Origin of the sequence: Streptosporangium sp. DT93 (genome assembly GCF_049844535.1) — a bacterium.
Lineage (GTDB): Bacteria > Actinomycetota > Actinomycetes > Streptosporangiales > Streptosporangiaceae > Streptosporangium.
On record NZ_JBNCLF010000008.1, the window covers coordinates 176,904 to 202,988 of the forward strand.

The following is a 26,085-nucleotide window of genomic DNA, read 5'->3' on the forward strand; positions in this document are numbered from 1 at the left end:
GATCAGTGGCGCGGAGCGTAGGCGGGGTACGCGCTCAGGTCCACGTCCGCGTCCGGCCACCGGCGGCGCAGCGCCCGTTCCGCCCGGCGGGCCCAGGAGGCCAGACGGGGCAGCACCCGGTGGTCCTCGGTGACGCGCGCCGCGCACTCCAGGACGGAGACCATCTGGACGCGGCTCGGGTCACCGGGAGGACGGGCGTCGAGCTGCGGGAAGCGGACGAGCCGCGCGGCGGCCCAGGTGAGGCACGCGGCGGCCAGGCCGGAACCGAACAGGTGGTCGTCGCCCGCCTCCGGGACGGTTCGTGCCAGCGCGCGGCGGTAGTGCGCCTCCAGCCCGGTCGCGACGGGGTCGCGGACGGTCAGCCACGCCGGACCCGGCACGTACAGGCACACCACCGAGGTCAGGGCGTGCCGGTAGCCGGCGAACTCGAAGTCGACGATCCGCCCGTCGCCGTCCGCGACCAGGAAGTTGTTCGCTTCGGAGTCGCCGTTGGTCAGGCAGAGGAAGGGCCCCGGATCGGCGATCTCCGCGAGCACCCCCGCCAGTTCGCGTTCCGCCGGTCCCGGCAGCGGAACGCCGAACGCCGCGGCGTGCCCCACGGCGTGCGGCCAGCAGCCGTCGGTGTTCGGCCACGTGGCGTTCGCGTCCGCGCCGGCGGGCCCGAGCTCCGATCGCCGCGCGCGGTAGAGCTCCGCGTGCCCGGCCGTGGCGGCGCCCAGCTCGCCCAGCGCCCGCGCGAAGGACACCAGCCCGGCCGGCGGCGGTTCCGCACCGTGGCGACGCAGCACCCGGTCCAGCGGCGTACGGGGAGCGAGGTCCTCCAGGACCAGGAGAGGCGCCGCCGCGTCGGCCGCCAGCACCCTGGGAGCGAGTGCGAACCCGAGGTCCTCGGCGAGGAAACGCAGCGCGGCCCGCTCCGTGGCGACCAGCCGCGGGTCGTCGCGCAGCCCGCCCGGGTCGTCGCGCGGCCACTTCACGATCACCGACGAGGGCAGCCCGGCCCCCGGATCGGCCAGGTGCGCCCGCAGGACCGCCCACGGGGCCAGACGTTCCAGGCGGCCCAGCGCCACCGGGACGCCGAACGCCTTCGTCAGCAGCTCCTCCAGGGCGGACCGGGCGGGCGGGCGGGAGGAGACGGAGGGAGAACGCGCAGGGGACGTCGGCATCCCGGAATGATCTCAGGTGGGTGATGCTCGCCAGAAGGCTCCGGGCGCCCGGGAATCGGCCGGCGGGGCGGGTCAGCCCGCGAACAGGAGCAGCAGGCCCACCACCGTGTAGGCCACCATCAGCACCAGGAGCGGGATCTGCCCGACGACGGCGGTCCGGCGCGGGAACAGGGCCAGTGCGCGGTCGTGGGCGAGCACCGTGCCGAGCACGTGGCCGACGACGATGACCGTCACCTGGAGCATGGCGATCCCGGCGGGGGAGGTGCCGGCCGCCTGGACGGTCCACCCCGCGGTGCCCAGCCAGTCGGCGCCGGTGACCAGCGGATCCGAGAGCAGGGCGAGGGTCCGCTGGCCCTCGAGGAGGAGAAGCGTGTAGTAGTGGGCGACCACGTACCCGACGGCGATCGGCACCACCGCGTGGGCGAGCTCGTCCGCCGTCGTCCCCGGCTCCGCCGCACCCCACCGGCCGGCCAGCGAGGTCGCGCCACGGTACGCCGCGAGCACCAGGCCGATGACGACGAGCAGGCCCGCCGTCCCCATGACCGGCGCCGGCACCGGACTCTCCTGCACGAAGCGCACCCAGACCGGGGCGTTGGAGAGACTGTCGTACATGGTGGAGCCGAGCAGCACCACCACCAGCACCGTCAGCCCCGGCGCGGGCCGGAGACCGGCCATGCCGTCCAGCGAGTTGCGCCAGGTCACGACGCCGTCGGGACCTCTCACCACCGGGGCGAGCCGGCCGACGAGGGTGCTGTAGACCTCGAACGCGTCCGCGTGGCCGAACCAGCGCGACCCGAAGAGCACCGCCCCCCCGAGCATGAACACGACGTACGCGGCGAGCCAGGCCCCGATGACGGGCAGGGTGGCCCGCTCGGGGGCGACCAGTTCCAGCCACACGAAGGCGAGCAGACCACCGGCGGCGGGCCAGTGACCGACCCCTTGGGGCAGCGGGCGCAGCCCCGTGCCGGGGTCGCGCCGAAGCGCCCGGCAGGCCAGCAGGTGCAGCGTCCGCAGCGGGTTGAGAACCGGCCACACCGGCCCGAACAGCAGCGAGAGCGGCACCAGGCCGACCCAGAACAGCACGTAGAACACCCCGGCCGTGGGATTCTCCACCCGGTCAGGGCCGAAGAGCAGGCCCACGCAGAAGTACGCCGCGGCGACGAGCCCGGCGGCACGCCAGAACCACGGCCACGCCCGCGCGGAGACCACCCGCTGGACCGGGGAGGGCAGCGGGCGGGGGTGACGGACGCCGGTGCCCAGGCGCGGTTCGGTCCACAGGGCGCCCAGCGCCGCGAACGACACCAGCAGGGCGAGGATCGCGCCGATCAGCGCGGCCGCGAACGGGATCGGCAGGTCCTGGCGACCGCCGATGCCGTGAGCCAGGAGCATCACGCCGCCCTAGCGCACCACGAGCTGGCACAGTTGCAGCTTCGACCCGTGGGTCTCGACCTCGAACAGGCCGTCCCGGTCCGCGACGAACTCGATCGTCGCGGGGGTGCCCGGCTTCAGGTCCGCCGCCTTGTCGTAGCCGTGGACGTGCGCCACGTCGGCCGCGTCACCGGTCACCGTGATCCGTACCGTCTGGCCCTTGGCCACGTCGATCCGCCCCGGAGGGGGCGTCACCTGCCGTCCGGTGATGGCCACCGTGATCTCCTTGACCGTCGAGGCGCCGGGGCCGGGGGCCGCGCCGGGCGAGCCGCAGGCCGTGGCCGTCAGCAGGGCCGTCAGCAGGGTCACGCCGAGCATGAGCGCGGCGAGCAGCGGGCGGCGGCGGTCAAGGGGAGGCGTCATGGCTGTTCTCCTGGGGGGTGGGGTGTGTCAGGCCGATGTGGAGGGCGGCGAACCGGTACGGGGTCGGCACGGGATCGGTGTGTCGGGGGCATGGCGGCTGCGGGACCGGGGCGCGGGCGGCGGGTCAGCGTCGCTTGACGGTCTTGACCGCCTTGACCGCCTTGGTGCCGCGTGGCCTGCGCGACGCGGTCGCGGACCGGCCCGGGGGCTTGCCGGTCGGCGGTCCGCCGGGACGCCGCCCGGCCTCCGCTCCGGGTGACGACGGCCGCCGTGCCGCCCGCAACACCATGAACCCCGCGCCGGCGACCAGGACGGCGGGCAGCAGCCACACCGACAGGTCGAAGCCCGAGGAGGCCCGGGGGGCCTGCGACGACGCCGCCCCCGGCGCGACCTGCGGTGCGCCCTGCGGTGTGTTCTGCGGAGTGACGGGGGCGGCCGCTCCGGCCGACGGTACGGCGGCGGGCTCCTCCGGGCCGAGCAACGCGGGATCGGGCTCGTTCGCGGGCGCCTTCCAGCCCTTGGGCGGCTTCGACGTTTTGCCCTCGTAGGTGAAGGCGACCTCTCCGGTGACCTTCTCGCCGTCCGAGGCGACCGACATGTAACGGGCGACGTACAGGCCCTGCTCCGGCCAGTACGCGACCGGGACGGTCGCCGGGAACCCGGTGTGGTAAAGCTTCGGCTGCCAGGTGCCGTCCACGAGGTTGTACTCCGTGACCGGCTCGTCGAGGCGCTTGGGTTCCCCGTGCGACCACGGCCGGTCGACGCGGGCACCGCCGGGGGCGGTGACGGAGAAGTACGCGTTCGCGGCGGGCTGCTCGGTGAAGTAGAGCGCGAGCGACTCCATCGGCTCGGTCACCGTGCTGTCCTTGGCCGGGGTCGACATCGCGAGCTGCCCGTGCGCGGACGCGGGGGTCGCGAGGGCGGCCAGCGCGACGCCGGCGACGACGACCAGCACGAGCAGCTGGCCCAGCCAGCGCACCATCGCCATCTCCGCTCTCCACCGGAAGGGCCCACCGGCCATGGAAACCGCAGGCGATTCAACCGCTCATGGTCAATTCCCGTTGAGAGTAACGACTTTTGGAGCATATGAACAGAAGATGGACACACATCCGGCCGAAGACGGGCACGGATCGTGCACCCGGACGGCCGGTGACGGCGGCACGCACGTGACCCTCGCCGAGTTGCCGGATGTCAGCCGCTCACCGGCGGCACCACGTTCGGTCGAACGCCCGGGTCAGTCCCCGGTGTTCTCCGTGCCCCGGCCGGGGGTGTTCCCGCGCAGCACTCCCGGCAGGGTCAGCGCGACGAGTACGGTGACGAGCGTGCCACCGCCGCCCGCGATGACGAGGGTCACCGGCGCGGAGGTGGCGTCGAGCAGGAGACCGCCGGCGACGTAGGACAGCGCGGCGGCCACCCCGACGGCTCCGTAGAGGTTGCCGAAGACCCTGCCGAGCATCCTCGGCGGGACCAGCCGCTGCAGCATGGTGTTGGTGGCCACGTCCATCGCCGCGATACCGAATCCCCGGACGAACTGGGTGGCGAACGCGGCCGCGACGGCCCAGGCCAGTCCGGTGAGCAGGTTGCCCACGCTGCTCACCGCGAAACCGGCGATCAGCAGGACCACCAGCGGCACGCGGGCGCTGTAACGGGCCATCAGGGCGTATCCGAGGAGCAGCCCGATGCCGACCGCCCCCAGAAGCAGTCCCACCGCCGAGTCGCTGGCGGCGAAGGTCACCTTGGCCAGGAGCACCAGCGCGACGTCGTCGACCCCGTTGAACGCGACGACGGCACAGAAACCCAGGGCGATGACCCGCACCACCTTGGCCGACCAGATGTAACCGAGCCCGGACTTCGCCTCCTGCAGGAGCGAGGACTTCTCGCCGCCCTCGGCGGGGATCGGGGGGAGAGACCTCAGCCGGAGCAGGAGCGCCCCCGCCAGCAGGAAGGAGGCCGCGTCGACCAGGAGAACGCCGCGGACGCCGATGAAGGGGAACAGCACCGCCGCGATCAGCGGCCCGAGTGCCTCGGCGGCGTTGGTCCCGAATCCGAGCGTGGAGTTGGCGGCCTCCAGATCCCTGTCCCGCACCAGACCCGGTATCGCCGCCCGGGAGGCCGGCAGGAACACCTGCCCCGCGATCGCGCGGAGCCCCACCAGGACCAGCAACAGAGGCAGCGGCGGCAGCGAGAGTGCCATCAGCAGAAGCACCACGCCCTGGGCGACCTCGCAGACGATCATCACCCGCTTGAGGTCGAAACGGTCGCTGATCGCGCCGGCGATCGGGCTGAGCAGGGAAGGAACGAAATCCCCGACGAGCAGGAGCAAGGAGACCGCGATCGCCTGCCCCGTCGTGTCGGCCACGTGAAGCATCAGCGCGACGAGGCTGAGTGCGTCGCCGCCGACGGAGATGACCCGCGACGACCACAGTGGCAGAAACCCCGGGTTGCCGCGCAACAGGCTCAGCGCGCTCGTTCCCTTCCCGCCGGTTCCCGTACCGGTGTCAGAGGCTGACATGCTCTTCCCCCTCCGCCTGTCGTGGAGAAAAAGAATGTCGTACGGCACCATGCGCCGGTGACAAAACACGGCAGAGACGCGGCGAAGATGGCGAAGACGGCGAAGACGGCGAAGGCGACGAAGGCGACGAAGGCGCGGAAGGCGGAGTCGCGCACCGCCGAACCGGGTGCGGCGCCCGCCCTGAACGCCGCGTGCGGGGCGGGCTCCGGCGTCAGCTCCCCCGGGTGGAGATCGCCTCGGTGGTGCGCGGGCATGTGATCACCGGCAAGCCGGAGGTGCGCGTTTCCCCGGCACGGGCCCGGGTCATGCCGGAGCGCCGCGCCCGGCTCACGATCGTCCGGCATCCGATGCCGCCCCCGCGGGCCCGGGCACTGGAATGACGAAACGACCTCGCCGCCTACGACGGTGTGTACGTGGTCCTCGCCGAGCTGCTGGGCGTGCCGCTGCTCACCGACGACACCACGTGCGGCCATGAAGCGATGTCGCACATCTTGCCTCGGCGAGGAAGGCGAGGTCACACGGGGCACCTTGTTTCGGGCCGATCATCGACGTCCGGCCACCGTGCCGTACGGCCCACGGAAGCCGTACGGCACGGTGAGCGGGATCAAGTGGCCGGGTGGAGGCGTGGCGTCGCCGATGTCGAACGCTTGCCGCCGTCCGGACCGCGGAACGTCACCCCATGTGCGGGTAGCGGTGGTCGGTCGGCGGGACGAACGTCTCCTTGATCGTGCGGGCGTTGACCCAGCGGATCAGGTTCAGGATGGACCCGGCCTTGTCGTTGGTGCCCGAGGCGCGGGCACCGCCGAAGGGCTGCTGGCCGACGACCGCGCCGGTCGGCTTGTCGTTGACGTAGAAGTTGCCCGCCGCGAAACGCAGCCGCTCCGACGCCAGGGCGACCGCGTGCCGGTCCCTGGCGATGATCGAACCGGTCAGCGCGTACGGCGAGGCGTCGTTCACCCCGTCCATGACCGCCTCGAAGTCCGCGTCGTCGTAGACGTGCACCCCGAGGATCGGCCCGAAGTACTCCTTGGAGAAGATCTCGTCGGTGGGGTCGGACGACTCCAGGATCGTCGGCCTCACGAAGTAGCCGGTGGAGTCGTCGTAGGAGCCGGTCAGCACGTCGATCGAGTCCAGCGAGCGGGCCCGGTCGATCGCCTCCCTGTGCTTGGCGAACGCCCGCGCGTCGATGACCGCGCCCATGAACGCCGACAGGTCCGCGGCCACGTCCCCCACGGTCAGCGACTCGGCGGTGGCCACCAGGTCGTCGCGGATCGCCGACCACAGCGAGCGCGGCACGTAGGCGCGCGAGGCGGCCGAGCACTTCTGCCCCTGGTACTCGAACGCGCCCCGGACCAGCGCGGTGACCAGCACGGCCGGGTCGGCCGAGGGGTGGGCCAGCACGAAGTCCTTGCCGCCGGTCTCGCCGACCAGCCGGGGGTAGGACCGGTAGGAGGAGATGTTCGCGCCGACCGTGGACCACAGGTGCTGGAACGTCGCGGTGGAGCCGGTGAAGTGGATGCCCGCCAGGTCCGGGTGCGTCGTCGCGACCTCCGAGACGGCCTTGCCGTTGCCGGTCACCATGTTGATGACGCCCGGCGGCAGCCCGGCCTCCTCCAGCAGGCGCATGGTGAAGTGCGCGGCGAACTGCTGGGTGGGGGAGGGCTTCCAGACGACCACGTTGCCCATCAGGGCCGGGGCCGAGGGCAGGTTCCCGGCGATGGCGGTGAAGTTGAACGGCGTGATCGCCAGGACGAAGCCCTCCAGCGGCCGGTACTCCATCCGGTTCCACACCCCGGGAGAGGAGATCGGCTGGTCGGCCTGCAGGCGGCGCGCGAAGTCCACGTTGAAGCGCAGGAAGTCGATCAGCTCGCAGGCGGCGTCGATCTCCGCCTGCTGCGCCGACTTGGACTGCCCCAGGATCGTCGCGGCGTTCAGCGTCTGCCGGTACGGCCCGGCCAGCAGGTCGGCGGCACGCAGGAAGATCGCGGCCCGCTCGTCGAAGGGCAGTGCCCGCCAGGAGGGCGCCGCCCGCAGGGCCGCGTCGATCGCCGCCCGCACGTCGCCGGCACCGGCGTCGGCGGTGCGGCCCAGCACCGAGGCGTGGTTGTGCGGCTGCACCACGTCGATCGAGGCGCCCGCGGCCATCCGCCGCTCGCCGCCGATCGTCATCGTCAGGTCGAGCTGCGTCCCGGACAGCTCCTTGACGCGGGCCTCCAGCGCGGCACGCTCGGCGCTGCCGGGCGCGTAGCCGAGCACCGGCTCGTTGACCGGGGCGGGAACGGTGGAGATGGCATCCATCACTTGCCTCCAAGGGCACGCAGAAAGAAGGCGATGTTCGCCGGGCGCTCGGCCAGCCGGCGCATGAAGTAGCCGTACCAGTCGTCGCCGTAGGGGACGTAGACGCGCACGGTGTGACCGGCTCCGGCCAGGGCCCGCTGCTTGTCGGCCCTGATCCCGTACAGCATCTGGTACTCGTAGTCGCCGATCGACCGGGCGAACCGGTCGGCGAGGATCTCGGTGATGGAGATCAGCCGGTCGTCGTGCGTGGCGACCATCGGGTAGCCCGCGCCCGACATCAGGATCCGCAGGCAGCGCACGTAGGCCAGGTCGACCTCGTTCCCGCTCTGGTGCGCCACCGAGGCCGGCTCGGCATAGGCGCCCTTGACCAGGCGGACCCGCGAGCCCGCGTGCGCCAGGTCGCGGCAGTCGGCCTCGCTGCGGAACAGGTAGGACTGCACGGCGACGCCGACCGAGGGGAAGTCCTCGCGCAGGGTCCGCAGCGTCTCCAGGGTGGAGTCGACCGTGGTGTGGTCCTCCATGTCCAGGGTCACGGTCGCCCCGCAGGCGCGGGCGGCCTCGCAGACGTGCCGCGCGTTCTCCGTCGCGATCTTGGCGCCGTCGGCCCCGAGGGCCTGGCCGACCGCCGAGAGCTTCACCGACACCTCGGCGCGGTCGCCGAGGTCCAGCTCGGTCAGGGCGCCGAGCAGCGTGGCGTACGCCCCGGCCGTGCGGGCGGCGGCGTCGGCGTCCCGCGTCTCCTCACCCAGATGGTCGACGGTGACGGTCAGGCCGGCGGCGGTCAGGCCGCGGATCGCCTCGACCGCGTCGGCGGGCGTCTCACCCGCCACGAAGCGGTCGACGACCTTGCGGGTCACCGGCACGCCGGACACCGCGCGCCGTACCAGGGGTGACCGGGAGGCACCGAGAAGCAGGGAACCGAGCATGTCCCCACCCTAGAACCCGCCCCCGACCGGCCGTCATGTGCATCTGCCACGACCGGCGACGAGAGCGTTCATACATGTGTACGACAATGGTGGGGTGCTGCAGGACACGGTGGACGAGATCGCCGCGAGGCTCGGCGCGTCCGCGACCCTGGAGGACCGCTCCTTCCAGCTCCTGGCGTACGCGGCGCAGAGCGGCGACATCGACGTGGTGCGCCAGGAGTCCATCCTGCGGCGCCGCGCCACGGACCAGGTCCGGGCCTACTTCGAGGGGTACGGCATCGCCGCCGCCCCCGGGCCCGTGCGCATCCCCGCCGACGCCGACCTGGGGGTGCTCGCCCGGGTCTGCGTGCCGCTGCGGCACCACCGGGTGACCTACGGCTACCTGTGGCTCCTCGACGACGGCACCCTCGGCGACGACGCGCTGGCCTCCGTCGCCGACCTGGTCTCCCGGGCCGCCGCCGCCCTCGCCCAGGAGGCACGCAGCCGCCAGGACCTGGGCGCCGGCCTGCGCGAGCTGTTCTCCGCCGACGCCGAGGAACGTTCCGGCGCCCTGTCCCGGCTGGACGTGCGCGGCCCGGTGGCGGCGATCGCCGTGCGCGGCGCGCCGGACCGGGTCGCGGCCCTGTGGACGCTGCCGCGCGGCGTGCTCGCCGACCCGGCGTTCCCCGGCCGGGACGGCGGGGACCGGCAGGGCGAGCCGATGGTCGCCCTGCTGGTCCCGGCGGGCCAGGCGCGGGAGCTGGCCGGGCGGGTCCAGGCCATGTACGGCACGGCGGCGGGCCTCGGCGGGCCCCGCGAGCAGGCGGGGAAAGCCTGGCGGAGCTGGGAGGAGGCCGTGCACGCGCTTCGCGTGGCCGTCCGCGTGCCCGCGCTGGCGCCCGTGGCCGCCTGGCCGGAGCTGGGCGTCTACCGGCTGCTCGCCCGGATGTCCCGGGAGCGGCTGCGGGAGCTGGCCGGGGAGGTCGGCCGGCTGGCCGAGGACCCGGAGCTCGCCAGGACCGTGGAGGGCTACCTGGACCGGGCCGGTCACGCCCAGGAGAGCGCGGCGGCCCTGGGCGTGCACCGCCAGACGCTCTACTACCGGCTGGCCAAGGCCGAACGGCTCACCGGCCGCGACCTGGCCGACGGCCAGGAACGCCTGCTGGTCCACCTCGCCCTCAAGGCGGCCCACCTGCTCTGAGGGCGATCAGGGCGGTCCAGGGCGATCGGGGCCGGTCCGGAGCGCGACCAGGTGGCCCAGGCGCGGACGGCCCTGGAGACCAGGGTGGTCCAGGTGGTCCAGGGAGGTCCGGGCACGGACGACCCGGGCGGTCCCGACGGCTCCGCCGGGCGGTCAGACGTTCGCCCGGTAGATCTTCACCCAGTCCACGTACATGCTGACCGTCGCCGGAGTGGACCCGTTGCGGCACGGCGACCACTGGTTGCACGTGACGTCGTTCTGGAGCGTCAGGTGCATGGAGCGGCTCCTGGGCACGTTCGGCCCCCGGTAGTCCCACACCTTCCTGCCGTCCAGCCAGAACGTCAGCCGACCGGGCAGCCAGTCGACCGCGACCGTGTGCCAGCGGGTGAAGTCGGCCCGCATCTGCCGCTGGGCCTGGGGCCGCTCGCCGCGGTGCACGAAGATCCCGCCCGACCTGCGGGAGGGGTCGATGATCTCGGCGAAGTCGACCTCCGCGTACTCACCGCCCCCCTGGTCGGACGGCCACAGCAGGGCCACCGGCGTGTACCCGGCGCCGCGCTCGGCGCGCAGCCGTACCTCCCAGCGTCCGTAGCGCTGCGCGGACCGGGTCGCGATGCCCCCGGACAGGTCCCTGCCGCCCACGAAGCCCCCCTTGAGCCGCAGGGCGCCGCCGCTCACGGTGGTGGCCCGGCTGGTACGGGGGTTGGTCTCGGCGTTGGGGGAGTGGTAGACGACCCACCTGCGGCCGTCGACCCGGCCACCGTTGAAGTTCTCCACCAGGACGGGCGCGCCCCAGGCCCGCCCGGCGGACGTGCCGGCACCGGCGGAGGCGCCCGTACGGGTGGAGGTGCCGGTGAGGGCGCCCGTAGCGGCGGGTGTGCTCAGGCCGGCGGGCGTGCCCGGTGCGGCGGTGACGGCCGCCCCCGTGGACGCGTACGCCGGGGGCAGGGCGGAGAGCGCCAGGGCCGCGGCCAGGACACCCAGGAACGTGCCACGAATCGACATGCGCCCATCAAAGCAACGATTGCACTCCAGTAACAGAGGTATCGCGATTTCGCATCCGTCCCTCACCTTCCTCCGCGAGCGGCAAAGGCAGGGAGAGGGGGCACAACGAGAAGACCGGGGACCCCGACGGGGTCCCCGGTCTCGATGCCGGTCGGTCGGCGGCGCCGCACGGGCGCCGCGGGCGGTAGGGCTAGTGGGCGACGGTGACGGCGGAGCCGGACAGCGCGGTCTCGTAGACGTGGACGAGTTCCTGGCTGATCCGCTCCCACGAGTAGCGGGACCGGGCGCGGTCGGCGCCGGCGAAGCCCAGGGCGGTACGCCGGGTCGGGTCGGCGAGCAGCTCGCGGGTGAGGCGGGAGGTCTGGGCCGGGCGGTCGGCCGGGACCAGCAGGCCGGTCACGCCGTCCACCACGGAGTCGAGGTGGGCACCCACCGCGGAGGCGATGATCGGCACGCCGCAGGCCATGGCCTCCAGCGCGACGACGCCGGCCGGAGCCTCGCGGGGCAGCGAGAAGACCACGTCGGCGCTGCGCATCAGCTTGGCCACCGAGGTGTGCTGGACGTGGCCGAGGACGGTGATGCGGTCCTCGACGCCGATCTCCTTGGCCAGCAGCATCATGCGGTGCGCGTCGGCGTCGTGCTCCAGGTCCGTGGCCGCGGGACCACCGGCGATGATCAGCTCGGCGTCCGGGACGCCCTCCAGGGCGCGGATCGCGGTGTGCACGCCCTTGTCGGCCGTGAGCGGGCCGACGTGCAGCAGCCGGGGACGGGTGCCGCGGGCGGCGGCCGGACCCTGGCGGCGGAAGCGCTCGACGTCGACGCCGCACGGGATGACCGAGATGTTGCGGCGCGGCACGCCGAGGCGGATCAGCGAGTTCTCCTCGTCGCCGCATCCGGCGATCACCGCGCTGGCCCGGCGGCCGATGGCCCGCTGCACGCGTACCTTCTTGGCGTCCTTGGCGTCGCGGGAGCTCTCGCTGCTGAAGGTCTGGGTGAACGGGACGTTGAGCCCGTTGGCGCCGGCGATGGCGGCCAGCCCGCCCGTCCAGGAGTGGGCGTGGATGACGTCCGGGCGGTCCTGGTCCCAGCGGTCCATCAGCTGGTCGCCCAGGTCGGACAGGAAGGGAAGGACGCTGTCCTCGGGAAGGTCCTTGGCGGGACCCGCGGTCAGGTGCTCCAGCGTGACGCCCTGCGACACGCGGACCCGGGACTTCTCCGAGTCGGAGTTCCTGCGGGTGTAGATGGTGACCTTGTGGTCCCGGCCGAGCTCACGGGCGACGGCCATCAGGTGAGCGCGCTGAGCTGCGAGGTCGGACTCGTCCTGGGTGGAGGAGAGAGCCTCGGAGGAGACGAATGCAATGTTCACGGCACACCTCTGGGAGGAGATAGGCATGGAAAGCCTGTGATTCCTTCAGGGGTGCCTGCGTCTTAGGCACACGTCTGTATGGGGACAACCATACCCTGATCCGCGCCGAAGCCAAACCCTCCTACCCAGGAGCGGGCGTTCGATACGTCCTTCTCCGCCCCGTCTTCTCGGCCCCCGCGCGACCGGGCCGCACATCCGCCCAGGTCACGGTGGACGAGGGGCCGACGGAAAATTCCCGGCTCGTCTCCGCGGCCGCTACACGACACGGAAGGCGAGGATCACGATCTCGTCCCACACCCTCCCGCCGGAGAACGCGTGCCGGTCCTCCTCCACGGTCTTGACGACCGTGGCCGGGCTCTGCGCCACGCAGCGCGCCAGCACGTCGGCCAGCCGGGTCTCTCCGTAGGACTCGCCCAGCTCGTTCTGCGAGGCGACCAGGCCGTCCGAGTAGAAGACCAGGGTCTGCCCGGAGGTCAGCGAGATCTCCTCGGTGAACATCTCGGCCTCAGGGGCGATGCCCAGCGGCACGCCGCCGCCCGCGGTGAACCGCACCCCGCCGTCGGGCTGCAGCAGCGCGGCGGGATGGTGACCCGCGCTGGCCAGCCTGATCTTCCGCGCCCGGATGAACCCGGTCACGGCCATCACGAACATGCCGTTGTTCTGCGCGGTCAGGGCCTGGTTCAGCTTGCGCATCACCTCGCCGGGGTCGGACTCCCACACGCTGAGCACGCGCAGGCCGTTGCGGACCATGGCGCTGACCGACGCGGCCTCCTCGCCCTTGCCCGCGGCGCCGCCCAGGGCGAACCCCCACCCGTCGCGGGAGGGGAAGACGTCGTAGAACTCGGCGCCGACCGGGCTGGACCCGGCGTTGTAGATCGCCGCCGCCTCGAACCCGGGGATGTCGGGCAGGCTGCGCGGCACCACGCTGGTACGCAGCGCGTCGGCCGCCCGCGAGCGGGTCTGGAAGCTCCGCCGGGCCCGCACCGCGAGCCCCAGGTGCGCGCCGATCTCCTCCATCAGCCCCAGGTCGGCCAGGGTGAACGGCTCGCGGTCGCGGAGCCGTACCAGCGTCAGGGAGCCCAGCACGTCGCTCCCGCCGCCGCCGATCGGCACGATCAGCACCGACGCGGCGCCCATCACCCGCAGCAGCGGCGGCCCGCCCGGGACGTCGCCGAGCAGCCCGTCGTCCTCCAGCATCTCGTGCACCACGCCCGAACCGCCGGTCAGCACGTGCGCGACGCCCGGCGCGGTCAGCGGGTTCATCTGCTCGGCGAGGCGGACGAGCTGGGTCACCGGCCTGTCGCTCGGTCCGAGCACGCTGGCCCGCTTGGGCATGCCGTCCCGGATCATGTCGGCGAACACCCAGTCGGCCCACTCGGCGGCCAGCAGCCGCGCGGCCCTGGTCACGGTCACCGGCTGGCGCAGGCTCTCCTCGTCCAGCAGCAGCCGGGTCATCCTGGACAGCAGCTCCTGCCGGCGCGCGGCGGCCATCACCAGGACGCCGTCGGAGCGGTCGGCCGGACCCGGGGGAGGCCCGGGGACCTGAGCCTCCAGCGGCAGGATCATCACCGCGACCATCTCCTGCGGCTCGCCCGGCATCGTCAGGCGGGTGACGGCGAGCTGCACCGTGTGCGCCCGGCCCTGGTGGGCCAGGCGCGTCTGCAGGGTCGCGGTCTGGCCGCCCTGCTGGACCGCGGTCAGGTGCGAGCGGAACGCCGCCCGCCGGGAGACGTCCACGAAGAGCGGGAACGAGCGGCCGATCAGGTATCCCGCCGGGCTGCCCAGCATCCGGGAGGTCTCGGCGCTGATCCGCCGCACCACCCCCGAGGCGTCCAGCACCACCACCGGGATGGGGAAGGTGCGGAACACCTGCCGCAGCAGCTTGAGCTCCCGCTGGGACCCGCTCTCGCGCTCGCCGGAGCGTTTGGGCGCCTTGCGCAGCTCGCGCACGGAGGCGTCCAGCAGCTCCCGCGCGGTGTCGAGCTCCGCGAGCGCCGCGTCGAGTGTGGACCGGGGGTCCGCGGGGTAGGCGGACTTCGCCTCACGCAGGGAGGAGACCCTGGCGGTCAGGGCGCTCAGCGCCTGCTCCAGGGTCTGAAGGCCAATACCGTCGGTCAATGCTCGTCCTCGTCAGGGGGCAGGGATGGGGCTTATCCCGTCGTAGACGGTACGCCACCCGGCGCCCGGTCGGGGTGCGGTCGGTAGTGGTTAGGGTGACGGCACAGGAAAGGGGACCCGCGAGATGGACATGGTCACTCCCGTCCTCGCCAGGGACCTCGCGGTCCTCGGCAGGGTCAGCGAGGAGACATCCAGCGAGAGCGTGCTGCGCGGGCTCACGGCCACCCTCGCCGGTGGCGTCCCCGGCTGCGCGGGCGGCTCCGCCGAGCTCTGGCGCGAGGAGCGGATGGTCGTCTCGGCCTCCCACAGCGAGCTCATCGTCCTGGCCGACAGCGGGGAGCGGCTCGGCGAGGGACCCTCGGCCGAGGCCCGCGCCACCGGGCGCCCCGTGATCGTCCAGGACGTCCTGCGCGAGTCACGCTGGCCGGGCTACGTCGCCATGGCCGTCCGCTGCGGCGTCCGCTCGATCCTGACGATGCCGATCACCGTCGAGCGCGCCGTCCTGGTGCTCGGCATGTACGGCGTGCGCCCCGGGGTCTTCGCCGCCAGGAACGTCCGCCCGCTGGCCGACATGCTCGCCGAGCAGGTGGGCGTCGCGCTCGCCAACATGTGGGACTACGACGAGGTGCGCACCGACGCCGCGCAGATGCAGGAGGCGCTCGCCGGCCGGGCGATCATCGACCAGGCCAAGGGCATCATCATGAAGTCCAGCGGCTGCTCGGCGGAGGCCGCCTTCGACGAGCTGCGCCGGATCTCCCAGCACCACCAGGTGAAGGTCGCCGACCTGGCCCGGCTGCTGGTCGACGAGCACCAGCGCAACCGCGAGGCCAAGGAGGGCTCCACGGGGGAGTCCCCCGAGGGCCTGGGAGGGCTCCGCGAGGGCTTCCCCGAGGGCTGAGGCCCGGCCCCCCGGGGCGGGACACCCTCAGCGGCCGCCGGCCCCCGCGGGGTCGTCGAAGGCCGCCAGGGCGGCCTCGATCGTGTCGTACAGCGGCAGCCGCTGGGCCAGGCCGGTGATCCACATCACCTTGGTCTTGGCGTACTCCACCCCGATGAGGGCGAACTTCGCATCGGCGGTGGTGCTGACCTGCCAGTGGTGGACGATGAGCCCGAGCGCGCGCGAGTCCATGAAGGTCACGCCGCTCAGGTCGATCGCCATGTCCGGACCGTGCTCGCCGGTCTCCGCCGCCAGGTAGTCGGCGAACTGGTCTCTCGTCGTCGCGTCCAGCAGACCCGTCACGTGGATCACGTTGATCCCACCGACGAGCGCCGACGTGAGAGTCAGGGCCGCCGATCTCTCGCCGTTCTCCGACACCGTCACTCAGGGCCTCCTCGCGCCGTTCGATTAGCAACCTTACTGTTACCTGGGAGCGAGTAATACTCCGGGATTCATGGCAATATTAGATGCAGAGGTCCAGCAGAGGGCCTCGCCTCGAAACGTGAGTCGAGGCGATGCCGTCTGCCCGGATGTTGCTTCCGTGGTCGGCTCGCCCGACAGTAATACCAGGGAGCAGCAATGTCTGTTCAGGCACTCGAAATCACCGACATGACCGCCGAGGACCTCCTCGCCGAAATGTCACTGCCTGAGATCTCCGACTACCGTGCCGAGCGTCTGCGTGAGCGCATCGTCGAGATGCACCGCCACCTCGCCATGGAGATCGCCCGCCGCTACCGCTACCGCGGCGAGCCGATGGAGGACCTCCTGCAGGCCGCGTACGTCGGCCTGATGAAGGCGATCAACGGCTTCGACCCCTCCCTCGGTCACCCCTTCCGCGGCTACGCCGTGGTCACCATGACCGGTGAGGTCAAGCGCCACTTCCGCGACCGCACCTGGGCCATCCGCGTCCCCCGTGTCTTCCAGGAGCGCCGGGCCGAGCTGAACCGCCTGGTCGCCGACCTCAGCCAGGACCTCGGCCGCGCCCCCACGGTCTCCGAGCTGGCCGTCAAGATGAAGATCTCCGAAGAGGACGTCCTGCTCACCCTGGACGCCTCCGCCGCCTACAGCGCGCTCTCGCTGGACGCCCCCCTCGGCGCCGACGACGACGCCGCCGCCCTCGGTGACGTCATCCCCGACGAGGACGACGCGCTGGGCACCCTCGTGGACCGCGAGGCGGTCAAGCCGCTGATCGACAAGCTCCCGGACCGGGAGAAGAACATCCTCCTGCTCCGCTTCTTCGGCAACATGACCCAGGCCGAGATCGCGGCCGAATTCGGGATCTCCCAGATGCACGTCTCCCGTATCCTGCGGAAGGTACTCGATCAGCTTCGTGAGGAACTTGTCGCCGAATGCTGAATACATCGCCCGCTACAGGGCACCCCAGTCGGCGACAACGGACGTGGCGTAAGGTGCGTTTGAATGGACCCCGGATGCTGATAACGAGGGCGGACTGGGACAGGGGAGGCGGGTCTCGGGTGAACGAGGACGGTGCTCGTCCGGCTCCCTTCGTGGCGAGCGGCGACCGTTCCCGGATTCCTTCCGCAGGTGCCGCCGTGGCAGAACTGGCGTTCTGCCTGCCCGACCTGCCCGACGTGCGTGACTTCGCCGCCGCCCAGGCCGTGCGGAGCGGTATGTCGCAGGAGGGCCTGGCCGACTTCCTGGTCGCGCTGAACGAGGTGGCCACCAACGCGGTCACCCACGGACACGCCACCGCCAAGGCCGTCCTGCGCATGTGGACGGTCGGCCGGTCCCTCGTCGTGGAGATCCACGACGAGGGCCGGTGGGACCCCGGTCCCACGCCGGGGGAGACGCCTCCCGGGCCCCATGCGACCAGTGGCATGGGGCTGTGGGTCGCCCGGATGGTCAGCTCGGACATCAAGTTCGAGACCGGCGTCTCGGGCACCTTCATCACCATGTCGTTCGCTTTCTGATCCACCTCTCCCTGATCCACCGTTTTTGGCTCACCCCGCAGGCCCGCCGTCCCCTCCGGCGGCCCGCACGACGACGGGTGAGCCGCCTCACGCATCCGGCACGCGCCCCGCCGGCACGAGGCCGCGGATCCGTACCCCGGAGTGAACTCGAGGCCGTTCTTTCTGCTCGTCGCCGTGGGGCCGGGCGTCGGCCTCGCCCAGCCCGTGACATCGCACCGGGCCCTCTCCGCGGACGCACCGCTCTTCCTGCGGACATACCGTCCCGTCCGGCCGGCACGGATCGCATCCTTCGTTTCACCGGGCACCGCCCCGTACGACGCCGCTCCGGCTCACACGCCGTTCAGAGCGCTCCGTGGCGGGCCGGGTAGCTCTCTGGGGCCTTCGCCGTCCTTCGCGGCTGTTCGTGACGCCTCACGGCCCTTGTGGCTCTTGTGGTCTTCGTGGTCCTCACGGCGCCGTGTCGTCGATCTCCACCTGTCCGCGAACGGCAGAGGACCCCGGCCCTGGCCGGGGTCCTCTGCCGTTCGTACGACGGTCCGCCTTCGGGGACGATCCTCCTCGGCGCTGCCGCCTTCGGAGGATCGTCCCGGAGATCAGCGCCTGCGGCGCCAGCCCCCGCCCCCGCCGCCGGTACGCGGGCCCGCCGAGCCGATACCGGCCTGGTGCAGCGCGAGGAGCAGGAGACCGAGCAGAAGGAAGGACGTACCGCTGAGTCCGGGGACACTGACGTTGATCAGATCGAGCAGGAGCCCAAGACCGAAAACGATGGCGGCGGCGATTGCAAGCATTGTTACCTCGTCCCAGCGGAGATGTTCAGGAGTTGTTCCAGGGTCGCCCGGTAGTCGCGCAGGGCGGTCCGGAGATCCTCGGTGTCGTTCTTCTCATTGTTCTTCCAGCGCCCCTGGAGCTCGGCGGTGCGAGCCTCCAGGGCACTCCGGAAGGAGTTCGTCACCTCGTCGAGGAGGGAGTCGGCGCGTTCCACCGCCTCGCGAGGGTCGTCGACGAAGCTCGCCTGGACCACCTGCCAGCGCCGTCGTATCCCGTCGGAGTCCTGCTCGAACAGGGTCGCGGCCTCGGCGGTGGACGTGGCGGGCGGTGCGGCGTGCGCGGCGGACGTGGCGGGCGGCTCGGCGCCGGTGAAGCCCGTACCCTCGTCGAGCACGTCGTCCGGCCTGCCCGCGGTGCTGTCCGGGAAACCGGTACCGGCCGGGGGAACGACGCCACCCGAAGGAGCGATCTCACCCGGGGGAACCGTGCCGCCCGGGGGAACGGCGTCCGTCGTCCGGTCGTGCGCCGTGGAGGCGGCGGCCCGCGTGTCCAGGTCGTGCGTGTCCGAGTCCGAGTCCGTGCCGTGCGCGCTCGCGACCGGCCTGCTCGCGGCCGCGTCCCGGGGGGGCGTACCGTCGTCGGGGTCCTCCCGCACGTCGCGCCTGCCGGCGCTCAGCGGGGCGTCGTGATCGCTGATCAGGTCGTCGTCGGCGGTGTGCCGGTCGCGCGGCCCGTCGTCGGCGACGTCCTTCCCGTCCCCGGCCTCCGGGCCGGTGCGGGGGGTCTCGTGCCGGGCCCCGGGAGTGTCGTCCGGACGCGGGTCCAGGGACTCGTGGCTCGCGTTCTGGGCGTGCCGCGAGGCGTTCAGGTCGTCCTCGTCGAACTTCCGCACCGTGCGGTCGTCGTTCTCGGCAGCCTTGTGAACCAGGCGATCGCCGTCAGGAGAAGATCGATCGTTCATCGGGGTCACCGTCCTTCGGTGTCGCTGCGGGGGGTCTGGTCGTCGTCGGCGGCGGCGTTACGGGCGGTGGTGTCGTCCGAGCCGGACCGCCGGGAATCCCGGTCACCCACGGCGGGACTGGCCGAGGCGGCGAGCAGCTCCTCGAAAAGTGCGCGGTAGTGCACCATGGCCTGCCGGAGCTCCTCGGTGGAGGCCTCCTTGCGGGCCGCGCGGCTGCTGATCTCGTGAGCCTGCCGGTAGTGGTCGAGGGTGCGGCCGTGCGCGACCGACAGGTCGGACAGCCGCTGCTCGAAGTTCTCCGTCGGATAGCCGCGCTCGGCCATCACCGAGGTCACCAGGTGGTCGGCCTCGGTCACCGAGAAGCCGGGAGCGTCCACGAAACGCTCCTGGACCTCCATCCACTTCTTGCTGTAGATCTCCCGGGTCCCGGCGTCCAGAGCGCGGATGTCGAGGGAGCTGAAACGCTGCTCACGGGCGATGAGCTCCTGCTCGGCCTCACGCCTGTTCTCCCGTTCCTGCACCGTACGTTCGTACTCGGGGCCGAAACGGTCGCGCAGCCGGTGACGGCGCTGCTGTTGCACGAGGAGATAGCCGACTGCGGCGATCACCACCACCGCGACCACGACGACGGCCACCCAGCTCACGGTGGTCATGTCTGCCTCCGGTTGTTTAGGCGCTTGTTCCGGTGCGCTGCCCCAGGTACAGGGCTCGAAACCGGCCGCCGACATTTACGGATTCCCGTTCCGTGGCCTATATGTAACGTTTTCTCACCTTTTGTCGGTTATTTAATCTTCTCGACCCTGACGTGCGGGTCGTCGCGGATCCGGTGGCGGGCGACCACTCTCCCTTTCCACTCCCGGCGGCCCGGTCCTCGCCTCGGTGTCAGGCGAGTCCGGGCCGCGGGCCGGGTTCCGTGGACGACGCCTGTTCCCCTGGCCGTTCGGATCCTCGCTCCCCGCCGGGGACGGTGCCCGGAAGGTGCCCGGACGGTGCCCGCCTCATTCCCCGGGGTGTTCCCCGGTGCTCTCGACGGCCCGCCGGGCCTCGGCGAGCACCCGCGCGACCAGCCAGTCCTGCGGCGAGGCGGGAACCTCCGTGAACCCGCGGCCGGGCTCGTAGGAGACGTCCAGTCCGCCGACCACCAGCCGGGTGGCCCAGCGCAGCGCGGTGTTCAGCTTCTCGGCGGGAATGGCCCGTCCCTGGGCCACGGCCGACAGGTTCCGCAGGTTCGTCGCGGGCCCGGTCTGGTTGTGCGGGCGGTCCAGCTTCCACGGGACGGCCCGGGAGTGATCGAGCATGGGCTTCGAGAGGCCGGCGGCCCGCTTCGCCTGCAGGATCCCCGACTCGCTGACCCCGAACCGCGAGGCCAGTTCCGCGTTCGACAACCCCTGCCCGGCCAGCCGCCGGAGCTCCTCGGGGTCGATCAACGCCTTACGTCCCACCTGTCCCTCACCCTCCGCCATCGCCTGCTCCTGCGGGCATCATCGTGTGCGCAAGCCCGCTGGATCTGCGCTAAGGTTATGACGTCCCGCCCGAGAGGGCGCAGGACAACCGGGACGTAGCGCAGCTTGGTAGCGCACTTGACTGGGGGTCAAGGGGTCGCAGGTTCAAATCCTGTCGTCCCGACGGTTGAAGAGCAGGTCAGGGCCTCGTATCACTTCGGTGAGACGGGGCCTTTCTGCTGTCCGTCTCACAATTTCTCACATTCGCTTTTTGATCACCCGAACAGCTCGTCGAGCTGCTTCGTGGCCGCCTGCAGGTGACTCAGGTCCGGGTGGATGTACACCCGCTTGGCCAGCGTGCCGCCGTCCGAGTGTCCGGCCCAGGCCGCGAGGATCACGTCCGGCACCCCGGTGCCAGCCAGGAAGGTCAGGCAGGAGTGGCGGCAGTCGTACAACCGCACCTCCCCCTTCCCGCGAACCCCGACCTTCGCCATGAGCTCGTAGGCCCGGCGCCGCAGCCAGTCGGTGCGCTGCGGTGCGCCGAGCTCGTCGACCAGGACGTAACCGCTCGCCGCGTACGCATCGCCGGCCGCCAGACGCTCAGCGGTCTGCGTCTTCTTGAACGCTTTCAGGGCGGCGAGCGCGACCGGGGGAGCGGGCAGGCCACGGTCACCCGCCGCGCTCTTTGCCCCCTTCTCCTCGATCGCGCCGTCGGCCAGGGTCCGGGTGTTCTTCCCCGCGGCGATCGTGGCCGCGTCGAAGTCGATGTCATCCCAACGAAGCCCGCACACCTCGGCCGGCCGCAACCCCATGAGGGACAGCAGCATCACGGCGTGCAGCCGCTCATTGCGGATCCCGGCCAGGAAGGTCTTCACCTCCTCGGTCGTCCACGGCGTGCGCTTGGCCTTTGCTTCGGTCTCGGCCTTCGTGGCGGTCCGGGGGATCGTGACGAACAGCGCGACGTTGCGCACCACCAGCTGCTGACGCACCGCCACGTTGAGGGCGGTGCGCAGCCGGCCGAGGGTGAGCCGCACCGCGCGCACTGATAGGCCCGTGCCCGGCTTCCCGCCGCGCTTGCGCCCGCTGGTCAGCATCCAATCCACCAGGGCCTCGATGTCGGCTTCGGCCACGCCCTGGACCGGCCGCGCGCCGAGGCGCTCGCGCACCGGGAGCAGGGCGTCCCGGTAGTTCGCGGCCGTGGCCTTCTCGACGTCGCGGGTGGCCGACGTCAACCACTGGTCGAGGAAGGCGTCCATCGTGACCTTGCTCGGCCGGACGTACGTGCCCCGGTCGGTCTCGTGCTTGATGCGCGCGTACTCGGCCTTGGCCTCACGCTTCGTGTTGAACGTGTGGGTGGCCTGCTTGCGCTTCCCGGTGTCCGGGTCGCGCCCGATGTCGATCACGAACCGGTAGCGGGTGCTGCCGTCTTTCAGCTCAATCTTCTTGATCGGATCCGCCATCGTCCTCACCTTCGTCGTCGGTCGGCTCGATCACAGGGACGTACTCGGGGCGCTCAAGCCAGCCTGTCGCGATCATCTGGTCAACCCATCGCCGCGCGACTGCTGGCGGCTGAACACCAACGTCAATCAGCGTTTCGATAAGCAGCGCGGCCGCCTGAACCTTCACGTCGCGCATACGGAAGGCTTCTTCCGCCGCCGACTCGTCGCCGCCGGCCTGGGAGCGATACGCCGATCTCTCCTGGGCGGTGGCCTGCGTCAACGTTTCTGAGATGAGGCCGTAGTTCCGCAGTGGCGCGGCGGCGCGGATGAAGCCCACGGTGGGCAAAGGCTGACCTGGCTGGCTCTTCCCCTCAAACCAAACGACCAGGTCCATCGCCGAGACTGAAAGCCCTGGAGTGACCGCGACCTGTGAGCCGTCGAGCGGCACCAGGAGTGCAAGCGGTGGCACATCAAGCGCAACGGCCAGGCACGCGAACTCGTCGAGGGTCACACGCCGGCTGGCATTCTCGATCTTGCTGATGGCTTGCCGGGACAACTGCCCTTGCGTGCGATCCGCGAGTTGCTGCGCCGTCAGCCCGCGCAGTTCCCTCCACCGACGCAATTCGCGTATCAGCACCTGCTCAAGGCTTGAGGGTTCCGCCACGCCCACTCCTATGCTCGATTTTCGATCACGGTACCACCTTTCCTTGCACACGGTCCACGATGTCCCCTAGAGTCTCTCCATGCTCGAAAATCGAGCTTCAGTCTCTAAGATAGGAATCGGTGGTCGAAATGGCCGCAGGACTCAAGGTGCAGCCGACGCTGACCGAGATTCGTGAGTGGCCCGCCACGGTGGACGTGACACCTGCGGCCCTCGCTGTCGGCGTCTCCAGGGCTCATCTGTACGAGGCGATCAAGCAGGGCACCGCGCCCGTCCGCACGATTCAGGTGGGCAAGCGAATCAAGGTCGTCACCAGCTCGATCCTCGCCCTTCTCGAGGGCAACGACAGCGGAGCGGTCGTGTGAGACGGCGTGAGACGGCCCCACATATCGCCAGGTCAGAGGCGCGTAAATCGCTCGTACTTGATCCGATATCAAGGGGGAAAAGCGATGCCGCCGCCTGAGAACGAGCAGGGCGGGCCTGGTCGCCACCAGAGCCCGCCCCCAAGATCAACGCTCACCAGCGTCATCACCGCCTCGATCGTAAGCCCTCGCGGCATCGGTGTCACCGCGGTCGCCTACGCGCCCGCCGGCCGCCGAACCTGCTGGCTGTCGGTCGTCGAGACCTGCCCGTACTGCAGGGGTAGCCACGTTCACAGGGGCGACACCCAGCAGCCCGCCGCCGACCTGCGCACCGCCGGATGCGGGCGCGGCGACTACTACCTCGAGGCCCCGGCCCGGGTCGAGGTGGCGTCGTGAGCGGCCAGCGCGGGCGCCTCGCCCCCTACAGCGCGGCGTACACCGCGTGCCGGACCGGCATCACCAGCCGGGCGCGCGCCGCCGCCGAGCTCGCCGCCACCCCGGTCGGCGCGATCGAAAACCTTGAACTGCTCCGCCTCACCCTCCACCGGGAGGTCGACCACCTGCTCGACGTCGAAGCCGACCGGTACGGGTTCCTCCTGACCATGATCCCCCCGCCCCGAGACGAGACCAGACGGTGACCGCCATCACCTCCGCCACCCCGAAGCTTGAAGCCGCGCTCGCCTACGTGGCTCACGGCTGGCACGCGTTCATCCTTTCCAGCTCCAAGTCACCTCTGCGCAACTGCGAGATGTGCGCCACGGAGCACGTCACCACCGAACAGCGCGAAGCCTGTACCTGCCTGACTTGTCACGGCTTCTATGCCGCCACGCCCGATCCCGCCCGGATCGCCGAGATGCTGCGACGCCACCCCAACGGCCTCATCGCCGTCAGGACCGGCGCCGTCTCTGGCATCGCCGTCGTCGACATCGACCCGCCCGCCGGGACCGCTACCTCTGCCCGCCTCGACGAGGCCGGGGTCCTTCCCGGCACTGTTACGGCGGCCACCGGGCGCGGCGCCCAGCTCGTGTACGCCCACCCCGGCGGGAAGATCAAGTCAGGGGCGGGACTCCTTGGGCCCGGCGTCGACTCCAAGGCCGACGGCGGATACATCGTCGTCGCACCCAGCATCCACCCCAAGAGCCGCAGCCCATACAGGTGGATCGGAGACCGCTTCGACCTCGAGTTGACTCCGCTCCACCCGCGCATCGTCGCGCACCTGCGAGAGAAACCCCCGGCCGCCCCGTCCGTCACTTCGCCCCGTCGAGGTGACGACAACGTTCACGGGCGACTGCGTGGCCTCGTCGACGTGGTGTTGCGCAGCACCGAGGGCGGCCGCAACAGCGCGCTCAACTGGGCGGCACACAAGGCCGGCGAGATGGTCGCCCGCGGCGAGCTCGACGAACGCACCGCCTTCGACGTCTTGCACGACGCAGCCACCTACGTCGGGCTCACACCGTCCGAGATCGGTCGCGACAGCGGACACGGAACCATCGGCTCGGGTCTCCGCGCCGGGATGAGGGCATGTTGACGAGCGCCGACGACATCCTGTTCAAGAACAACGTCCCGGGTTCCCGGGACGAGCAAGGCCGGCGGCGCATCGACATCACCCTGGAAGACAGGGCCGCGCTGCTGATCAGCGATGCCATCAACCACCAGGTGATCCCCGGCCTGTACACGCGCAACGGCGGCATCTGCCAGGTGATCGAACTCGACGACGGCACCGGCGCCCGCCTGGCTATCCAGCCGGTAGACGCCGACGGGCTGCGCATGCTCCTCGCCCGTCACGCCGCATGCTTCCGAACCCGGGACGGCCGGGGCGGACCCATCGAGACGTCCGGGCTGCCCTCGGTCGCCGTCTCCAAGGCTGTTCTCTCCCAAACTGTGTGGGAGGGCGTTCCCGGCCTGGCCGGGGTGGTGTCCGCCCCGGTCATCCGCCGAGACGGAACCCTCCTACAGGATCCCGGCTACGACCAGGCGACGAAGCTGTATTACCGGCCCGCCTTCAAGGTCGACCACGTGGACGGCGTGCCCTCCCTGGCGGATGTCGTGGCCGCCCGACGGTTCATCTTCAACTACGTCTTGGCCGACTTCGCATGGGACTCCCACGCCAGCCGCGCGAACTTCATCGGCCTGCTGGCGACTCCGCTGCTGCGCCTGTACGTCGGCGGCCTACCGCCGCTCGGCGTCATCAGCGCCACCACCCGCGGATCCGGGAAGTCGCTGCTGACAGAGATCCTCAATGCGCTGTACGGCATGCGGATGAACCCGTGGCCGAGCAAGGAGGAGGAGATGGCCAAGTCCATCACCGCCATCCTGCGCGACACCTCCGAGCCGGTCATCGTCTGGGACAACGTCGGCCCGTTCGACACCGTCGACCACGCCTCCCTCGCCATGCTGCTCACCTCCACCCACTGGAGCTCCCGGGTGCTGGGCGTCTCGTCGCTGTTCACCGGCCTCAACGACCGGGTGTGGTGCGTGACCGGCAACAACGTCGCAGTCGGGGGCGACATCGCCTCGAGGTCGATCCTGGTGCGCCTGGACCCGGAGATGGAGCGGCCCGACCTGCGCACGGGCTTCGTGATCAACGACCTGTGGTCCTGGCTGCGCGACGACACCAACCGGGCCGAACTCCTGCACGCCCTGCTCGTGCTCGCCGGGGCGTGGCTGGCGGCCGGGGCGCCGCGACGCGACGACCTGCAGATGCGGAACTTCTCCGCTTGGGCGCAGGTCATGGGCGGATTCACCGCCTACCACGGCGCCATGGGCTTCCTCGACAACCGGGGCGAGATGGAGCAGGCCGACGACGAGGAGACGAGCACGATCGCCTTCCTGTCGAAGTGGCACGAGAAGATCGGCAACGAGCCCAGAAGCGCCGCGCAGCTCATCGAGAGCGCCCAGGTCAACAGCTTCAACGGGCACAGCATCGACCCATGGGACGGCGTGTTCCCGACCAAGCCCGACGGCAAGCCCTTCACCGCGAAGGGTCTCGGCAAGTTCCTCACCAGCCGCCGGGGACGCATCTTCGCCGGGTGGCGGCTCATCGGCGAGCAGTCCCGTACCGGGGTCTGGCAGTACCGGGTGGCCCCTGTCGAGCAGGCCCGGGCGGGTGTGGCGTGACCAGCGTGCAGGGTTTGGCTCGCCGTCTGCAGGGTTTGGATCCGCGTTTGCAGGGTTTGGGAACGTCGCTCGACGCCAAACCCTGCACGCGTTTCCCCAGTTCAG

The 26,085-nt window shown here is 71.3% G+C and carries 26 protein-coding genes and 1 tRNA gene; 10 read left to right on the forward strand and 17 right to left on the reverse strand.

The window, feature by feature from the left end; translation table 11 throughout:
* Nucleotides 1-2: 2 nt before the first annotated feature.
* From ACLQ2R_RS19440 to ACLQ2R_RS19470, 7 genes are all read right to left on the reverse strand, one after another.
* Entirely contained in the window at nt 3-1,166 is a 1,164-nt protein-coding gene (locus ACLQ2R_RS19440) for a hypothetical protein (protein WP_425961373.1), read from the reverse strand.
* Between the two features lie 72 nt (nt 1,167-1,238).
* Nucleotides 1,239-2,555 carry a hypothetical protein gene (locus tag ACLQ2R_RS19445; protein WP_425961375.1) on the reverse strand — a complete coding sequence of 439 codons (1,317 nt, stop codon included), beginning with the start codon at nt 2,553-2,555 and terminating at the stop codon, nt 1,239-1,241.
* 9 nt (nt 2,556-2,564) lie between these two features.
* Nucleotides 2,565-2,957: a hypothetical protein gene (locus ACLQ2R_RS19450; RefSeq protein WP_425961377.1), complete on the reverse strand. Its 393-nt coding sequence runs from the start codon at nt 2,955-2,957 to the stop codon at nt 2,565-2,567.
* 124 nt (nt 2,958-3,081) lie between these two features.
* On the reverse strand, nt 3,082-3,945 hold the full coding sequence (locus tag ACLQ2R_RS19455) for a copper resistance CopC family protein (RefSeq protein WP_425961378.1): 864 nt from the start codon (nt 3,943-3,945) through the stop codon (nt 3,082-3,084).
* 246 nt (nt 3,946-4,191) lie between these two features.
* A complete protein-coding gene (locus ACLQ2R_RS19460) occupies nt 4,192-5,469 on the reverse strand; it encodes an MFS transporter (protein ID WP_425961380.1) in 1,278 nt (425 codons plus the stop codon).
* A gap of 672 nt (nt 5,470-6,141) precedes the next feature.
* Nucleotides 6,142-7,767, reverse strand: coding sequence for an L-glutamate gamma-semialdehyde dehydrogenase (gene pruA, locus ACLQ2R_RS19465; protein WP_425961382.1), 1,626 nt, complete (start codon nt 7,765-7,767; stop codon nt 6,142-6,144).
* Nucleotides 7,767-8,693 carry a proline dehydrogenase family protein gene (locus ACLQ2R_RS19470; protein ID WP_425961383.1) on the reverse strand — a complete coding sequence of 309 codons (927 nt, stop codon included), beginning with the start codon at nt 8,691-8,693 and terminating at the stop codon, nt 7,767-7,769. Before ACLQ2R_RS19470 ends, pruA begins: the two co-directional genes overlap by 1 nt.
* A gap of 94 nt (nt 8,694-8,787) precedes the next feature.
* Between ACLQ2R_RS19470 and ACLQ2R_RS19475 the strand changes: the two genes are divergently transcribed.
* Nucleotides 8,788-9,873, forward strand: a complete 1,086-nt coding sequence (locus ACLQ2R_RS19475; RefSeq protein WP_425961385.1) for a PucR family transcriptional regulator — start codon at nt 8,788-8,790, stop codon at nt 9,871-9,873.
* A 153-nt stretch (nt 9,874-10,026) separates the two neighbouring features.
* On the opposite strand, the gene ACLQ2R_RS19480 is transcribed toward ACLQ2R_RS19475, so the two are convergent.
* The 3 genes from ACLQ2R_RS19480 to ACLQ2R_RS19490 form a co-directional block, all read right to left on the reverse strand.
* Nucleotides 10,027-10,878, reverse strand: a complete 852-nt coding sequence (locus ACLQ2R_RS19480; RefSeq protein ID WP_425961387.1) for a glycoside hydrolase family 16 protein — start codon at nt 10,876-10,878, stop codon at nt 10,027-10,029.
* Nucleotides 10,879-11,068: 190 nt separating this feature from the next.
* Nucleotides 11,069-12,244: a glycosyltransferase gene (locus ACLQ2R_RS19485; RefSeq protein WP_425961388.1), complete on the reverse strand. Its 1,176-nt coding sequence runs from the start codon at nt 12,242-12,244 to the stop codon at nt 11,069-11,071.
* Between the two features lie 255 nt (nt 12,245-12,499).
* Nucleotides 12,500-14,362, reverse strand: coding sequence for a SpoIIE family protein phosphatase (locus tag ACLQ2R_RS19490; protein ID WP_425961390.1), 1,863 nt, complete (start codon nt 14,360-14,362; stop codon nt 12,500-12,502).
* A 124-nt stretch (nt 14,363-14,486) separates the two neighbouring features.
* On the opposite strand from ACLQ2R_RS19490, the gene ACLQ2R_RS19495 reads away from it, so the two are divergent.
* Nucleotides 14,487-15,260, forward strand: coding sequence for an ANTAR domain-containing response regulator (locus tag ACLQ2R_RS19495; protein ID WP_425961392.1), 774 nt, complete (start codon nt 14,487-14,489; stop codon nt 15,258-15,260).
* A gap of 27 nt (nt 15,261-15,287) precedes the next feature.
* On the opposite strand, the gene ACLQ2R_RS19500 is transcribed toward ACLQ2R_RS19495, so the two are convergent.
* Complete coding sequence (locus ACLQ2R_RS19500) at nt 15,288-15,683, reverse strand: STAS domain-containing protein (RefSeq protein ID WP_425961394.1); 396 nt, start codon at nt 15,681-15,683, stop codon at nt 15,288-15,290.
* A gap of 195 nt (nt 15,684-15,878) precedes the next feature.
* On the opposite strand from ACLQ2R_RS19500, the gene ACLQ2R_RS19505 reads away from it, so the two are divergent.
* Both ACLQ2R_RS19505 and ACLQ2R_RS19510 read left to right on the forward strand, forming a co-directional pair.
* Nucleotides 15,879-16,655, forward strand: a complete 777-nt coding sequence (locus ACLQ2R_RS19505; RefSeq protein ID WP_425961396.1) for a SigB/SigF/SigG family RNA polymerase sigma factor — start codon at nt 15,879-15,881, stop codon at nt 16,653-16,655.
* A gap of 197 nt (nt 16,656-16,852) precedes the next feature.
* On the forward strand, nt 16,853-17,230 hold the full coding sequence (locus ACLQ2R_RS19510; RefSeq protein WP_425961398.1) for an ATP-binding protein: 378 nt from the start codon (nt 16,853-16,855) through the stop codon (nt 17,228-17,230).
* 593 nt (nt 17,231-17,823) lie between these two features.
* Here the strand turns inward: ACLQ2R_RS19510 and ACLQ2R_RS19515 are convergent.
* The 4 genes from ACLQ2R_RS19515 to ACLQ2R_RS19530 form a co-directional block, all read right to left on the reverse strand.
* Nucleotides 17,824-18,018 (reverse strand): hypothetical protein, encoded by a 195-nt coding sequence (locus tag ACLQ2R_RS19515; RefSeq protein ID WP_425961400.1) that lies wholly within the window; start codon nt 18,016-18,018, stop codon nt 17,824-17,826.
* A gap of 2 nt (nt 18,019-18,020) precedes the next feature.
* Nucleotides 18,021-18,959, reverse strand: coding sequence for a hypothetical protein (locus ACLQ2R_RS19520; protein ID WP_425961402.1), 939 nt, complete (start codon nt 18,957-18,959; stop codon nt 18,021-18,023).
* 5 nt (nt 18,960-18,964) lie between these two features.
* On the reverse strand, nt 18,965-19,612 hold the full coding sequence (locus ACLQ2R_RS19525) for a hypothetical protein (protein ID WP_425961404.1): 648 nt from the start codon (nt 19,610-19,612) through the stop codon (nt 18,965-18,967).
* A 345-nt stretch (nt 19,613-19,957) separates the two neighbouring features.
* Entirely contained in the window at nt 19,958-20,422 is a 465-nt protein-coding gene (locus ACLQ2R_RS19530) for a hypothetical protein (RefSeq protein ID WP_425961406.1), read from the reverse strand.
* Between the two features lie 89 nt (nt 20,423-20,511).
* Between ACLQ2R_RS19530 and ACLQ2R_RS19535 the strand changes: the two genes are divergently transcribed.
* Nucleotides 20,512-20,585: transfer RNA gene (locus ACLQ2R_RS19535), tRNA-Pro, on the forward strand.
* A gap of 91 nt (nt 20,586-20,676) precedes the next feature.
* On the opposite strand, the gene ACLQ2R_RS19540 is transcribed toward ACLQ2R_RS19535, so the two are convergent.
* A complete protein-coding gene (locus ACLQ2R_RS19540) occupies nt 20,677-21,861 on the reverse strand; it encodes a tyrosine-type recombinase/integrase (protein WP_425961408.1) in 1,185 nt (394 codons plus the stop codon).
* Nucleotides 21,836-22,504 carry a helix-turn-helix domain-containing protein gene (locus ACLQ2R_RS19545; RefSeq protein ID WP_425961409.1) on the reverse strand — a complete coding sequence of 223 codons (669 nt, stop codon included), beginning with the start codon at nt 22,502-22,504 and terminating at the stop codon, nt 21,836-21,838. Before ACLQ2R_RS19545 ends, ACLQ2R_RS19540 begins: the two co-directional genes overlap by 26 nt.
* Before the next feature lie 119 nt (nt 22,505-22,623).
* On the opposite strand from ACLQ2R_RS19545, the gene ACLQ2R_RS19550 reads away from it, so the two are divergent.
* From ACLQ2R_RS19550 to ACLQ2R_RS19570, 5 genes are all read left to right on the forward strand, one after another.
* Nucleotides 22,624-22,866 (forward strand): hypothetical protein, encoded by a 243-nt coding sequence (locus tag ACLQ2R_RS19550; RefSeq protein WP_425961411.1) that lies wholly within the window; start codon nt 22,624-22,626, stop codon nt 22,864-22,866.
* Between the two features lie 84 nt (nt 22,867-22,950).
* Entirely contained in the window at nt 22,951-23,259 is a 309-nt protein-coding gene (locus ACLQ2R_RS19555) for a hypothetical protein (RefSeq protein WP_425961412.1), read from the forward strand.
* Complete coding sequence (locus tag ACLQ2R_RS19560) at nt 23,256-23,501, forward strand: hypothetical protein (protein WP_425961414.1); 246 nt, start codon at nt 23,256-23,258, stop codon at nt 23,499-23,501. The genes ACLQ2R_RS19555 and ACLQ2R_RS19560 overlap by 4 nt, the downstream gene beginning before the upstream one ends.
* Complete coding sequence (locus ACLQ2R_RS19565; protein WP_425961416.1) at nt 23,498-24,391, forward strand: bifunctional DNA primase/polymerase; 894 nt, start codon at nt 23,498-23,500, stop codon at nt 24,389-24,391. Before ACLQ2R_RS19560 ends, ACLQ2R_RS19565 begins: the two co-directional genes overlap by 4 nt.
* Nucleotides 24,385-25,980, forward strand: coding sequence for a hypothetical protein (locus ACLQ2R_RS19570; RefSeq protein WP_425961418.1), 1,596 nt, complete (start codon nt 24,385-24,387; stop codon nt 25,978-25,980). The genes ACLQ2R_RS19565 and ACLQ2R_RS19570 overlap by 7 nt, the downstream gene beginning before the upstream one ends.
* Nucleotides 25,981-26,085: the final 105 nt, after the last annotated feature.

What these genes read in the sequence shown, in the direction of transcription:
- ACLQ2R_RS19480 (WP_425961387.1), bottom strand. Translation starts at nt 10,878, where the DNA reads ATGTCGATTCGTGGCACGTTCCTGGGTGTCCTGGCCGCGGCCCTGGCG.
- ACLQ2R_RS19450 (WP_425961377.1), bottom strand. Translation starts at nt 2,957, where the DNA reads ATGACGCCTCCCCTTGACCGCCGCCGCCCGCTGCTCGCCGCGCTCATG.
- ACLQ2R_RS19520 (WP_425961402.1), bottom strand. Translation starts at nt 18,959, where the DNA reads ATGAACGATCGATCTTCTCCTGACGGCGATCGCCTGGTTCACAAGGCT.
- ACLQ2R_RS19505 (WP_425961396.1), top strand. Translation starts at nt 15,879, where the DNA reads ATGTCTGTTCAGGCACTCGAAATCACCGACATGACCGCCGAGGACCTC.
- ACLQ2R_RS19530 (WP_425961406.1), bottom strand. Translation starts at nt 20,422, where the DNA reads ATGGCGGAGGGTGAGGGACAGGTGGGACGTAAGGCGTTGATCGACCCC.
- ACLQ2R_RS19460 (WP_425961380.1), bottom strand. Translation starts at nt 5,469, where the DNA reads ATGTCAGCCTCTGACACCGGTACGGGAACCGGCGGGAAGGGAACGAGC.
- ACLQ2R_RS19470 (WP_425961383.1), bottom strand. Translation starts at nt 8,693, where the DNA reads ATGCTCGGTTCCCTGCTTCTCGGTGCCTCCCGGTCACCCCTGGTACGG.
- pruA (WP_425961382.1), bottom strand. Translation starts at nt 7,767, where the DNA reads ATGGATGCCATCTCCACCGTTCCCGCCCCGGTCAACGAGCCGGTGCTC.
- ACLQ2R_RS19540 (WP_425961408.1), bottom strand. Translation starts at nt 21,861, where the DNA reads ATGGCGGATCCGATCAAGAAGATTGAGCTGAAAGACGGCAGCACCCGC.
- ACLQ2R_RS19495 (WP_425961392.1), top strand. Translation starts at nt 14,487, where the DNA reads ATGGACATGGTCACTCCCGTCCTCGCCAGGGACCTCGCGGTCCTCGGC.
- ACLQ2R_RS19455 (WP_425961378.1), bottom strand. Translation starts at nt 3,945, where the DNA reads ATGGCGATGGTGCGCTGGCTGGGCCAGCTGCTCGTGCTGGTCGTCGTC.
- ACLQ2R_RS19515 (WP_425961400.1), bottom strand. Translation starts at nt 18,018, where the DNA reads ATGCTTGCAATCGCCGCCGCCATCGTTTTCGGTCTTGGGCTCCTGCTC.
- ACLQ2R_RS19525 (WP_425961404.1), bottom strand. Translation starts at nt 19,612, where the DNA reads ATGACCACCGTGAGCTGGGTGGCCGTCGTCGTGGTCGCGGTGGTGGTG.
- ACLQ2R_RS19555 (WP_425961412.1), top strand. Translation starts at nt 22,951, where the DNA reads ATGCCGCCGCCTGAGAACGAGCAGGGCGGGCCTGGTCGCCACCAGAGC.
- ACLQ2R_RS19440 (WP_425961373.1), bottom strand. Translation starts at nt 1,166, where the DNA reads ATGCCGACGTCCCCTGCGCGTTCTCCCTCCGTCTCCTCCCGCCCGCCC.
- ACLQ2R_RS19570 (WP_425961418.1), top strand. Translation starts at nt 24,385, where the DNA reads ATGTTGACGAGCGCCGACGACATCCTGTTCAAGAACAACGTCCCGGGT.
- ACLQ2R_RS19445 (WP_425961375.1), bottom strand. Translation starts at nt 2,555, where the DNA reads ATGCTCCTGGCTCACGGCATCGGCGGTCGCCAGGACCTGCCGATCCCG.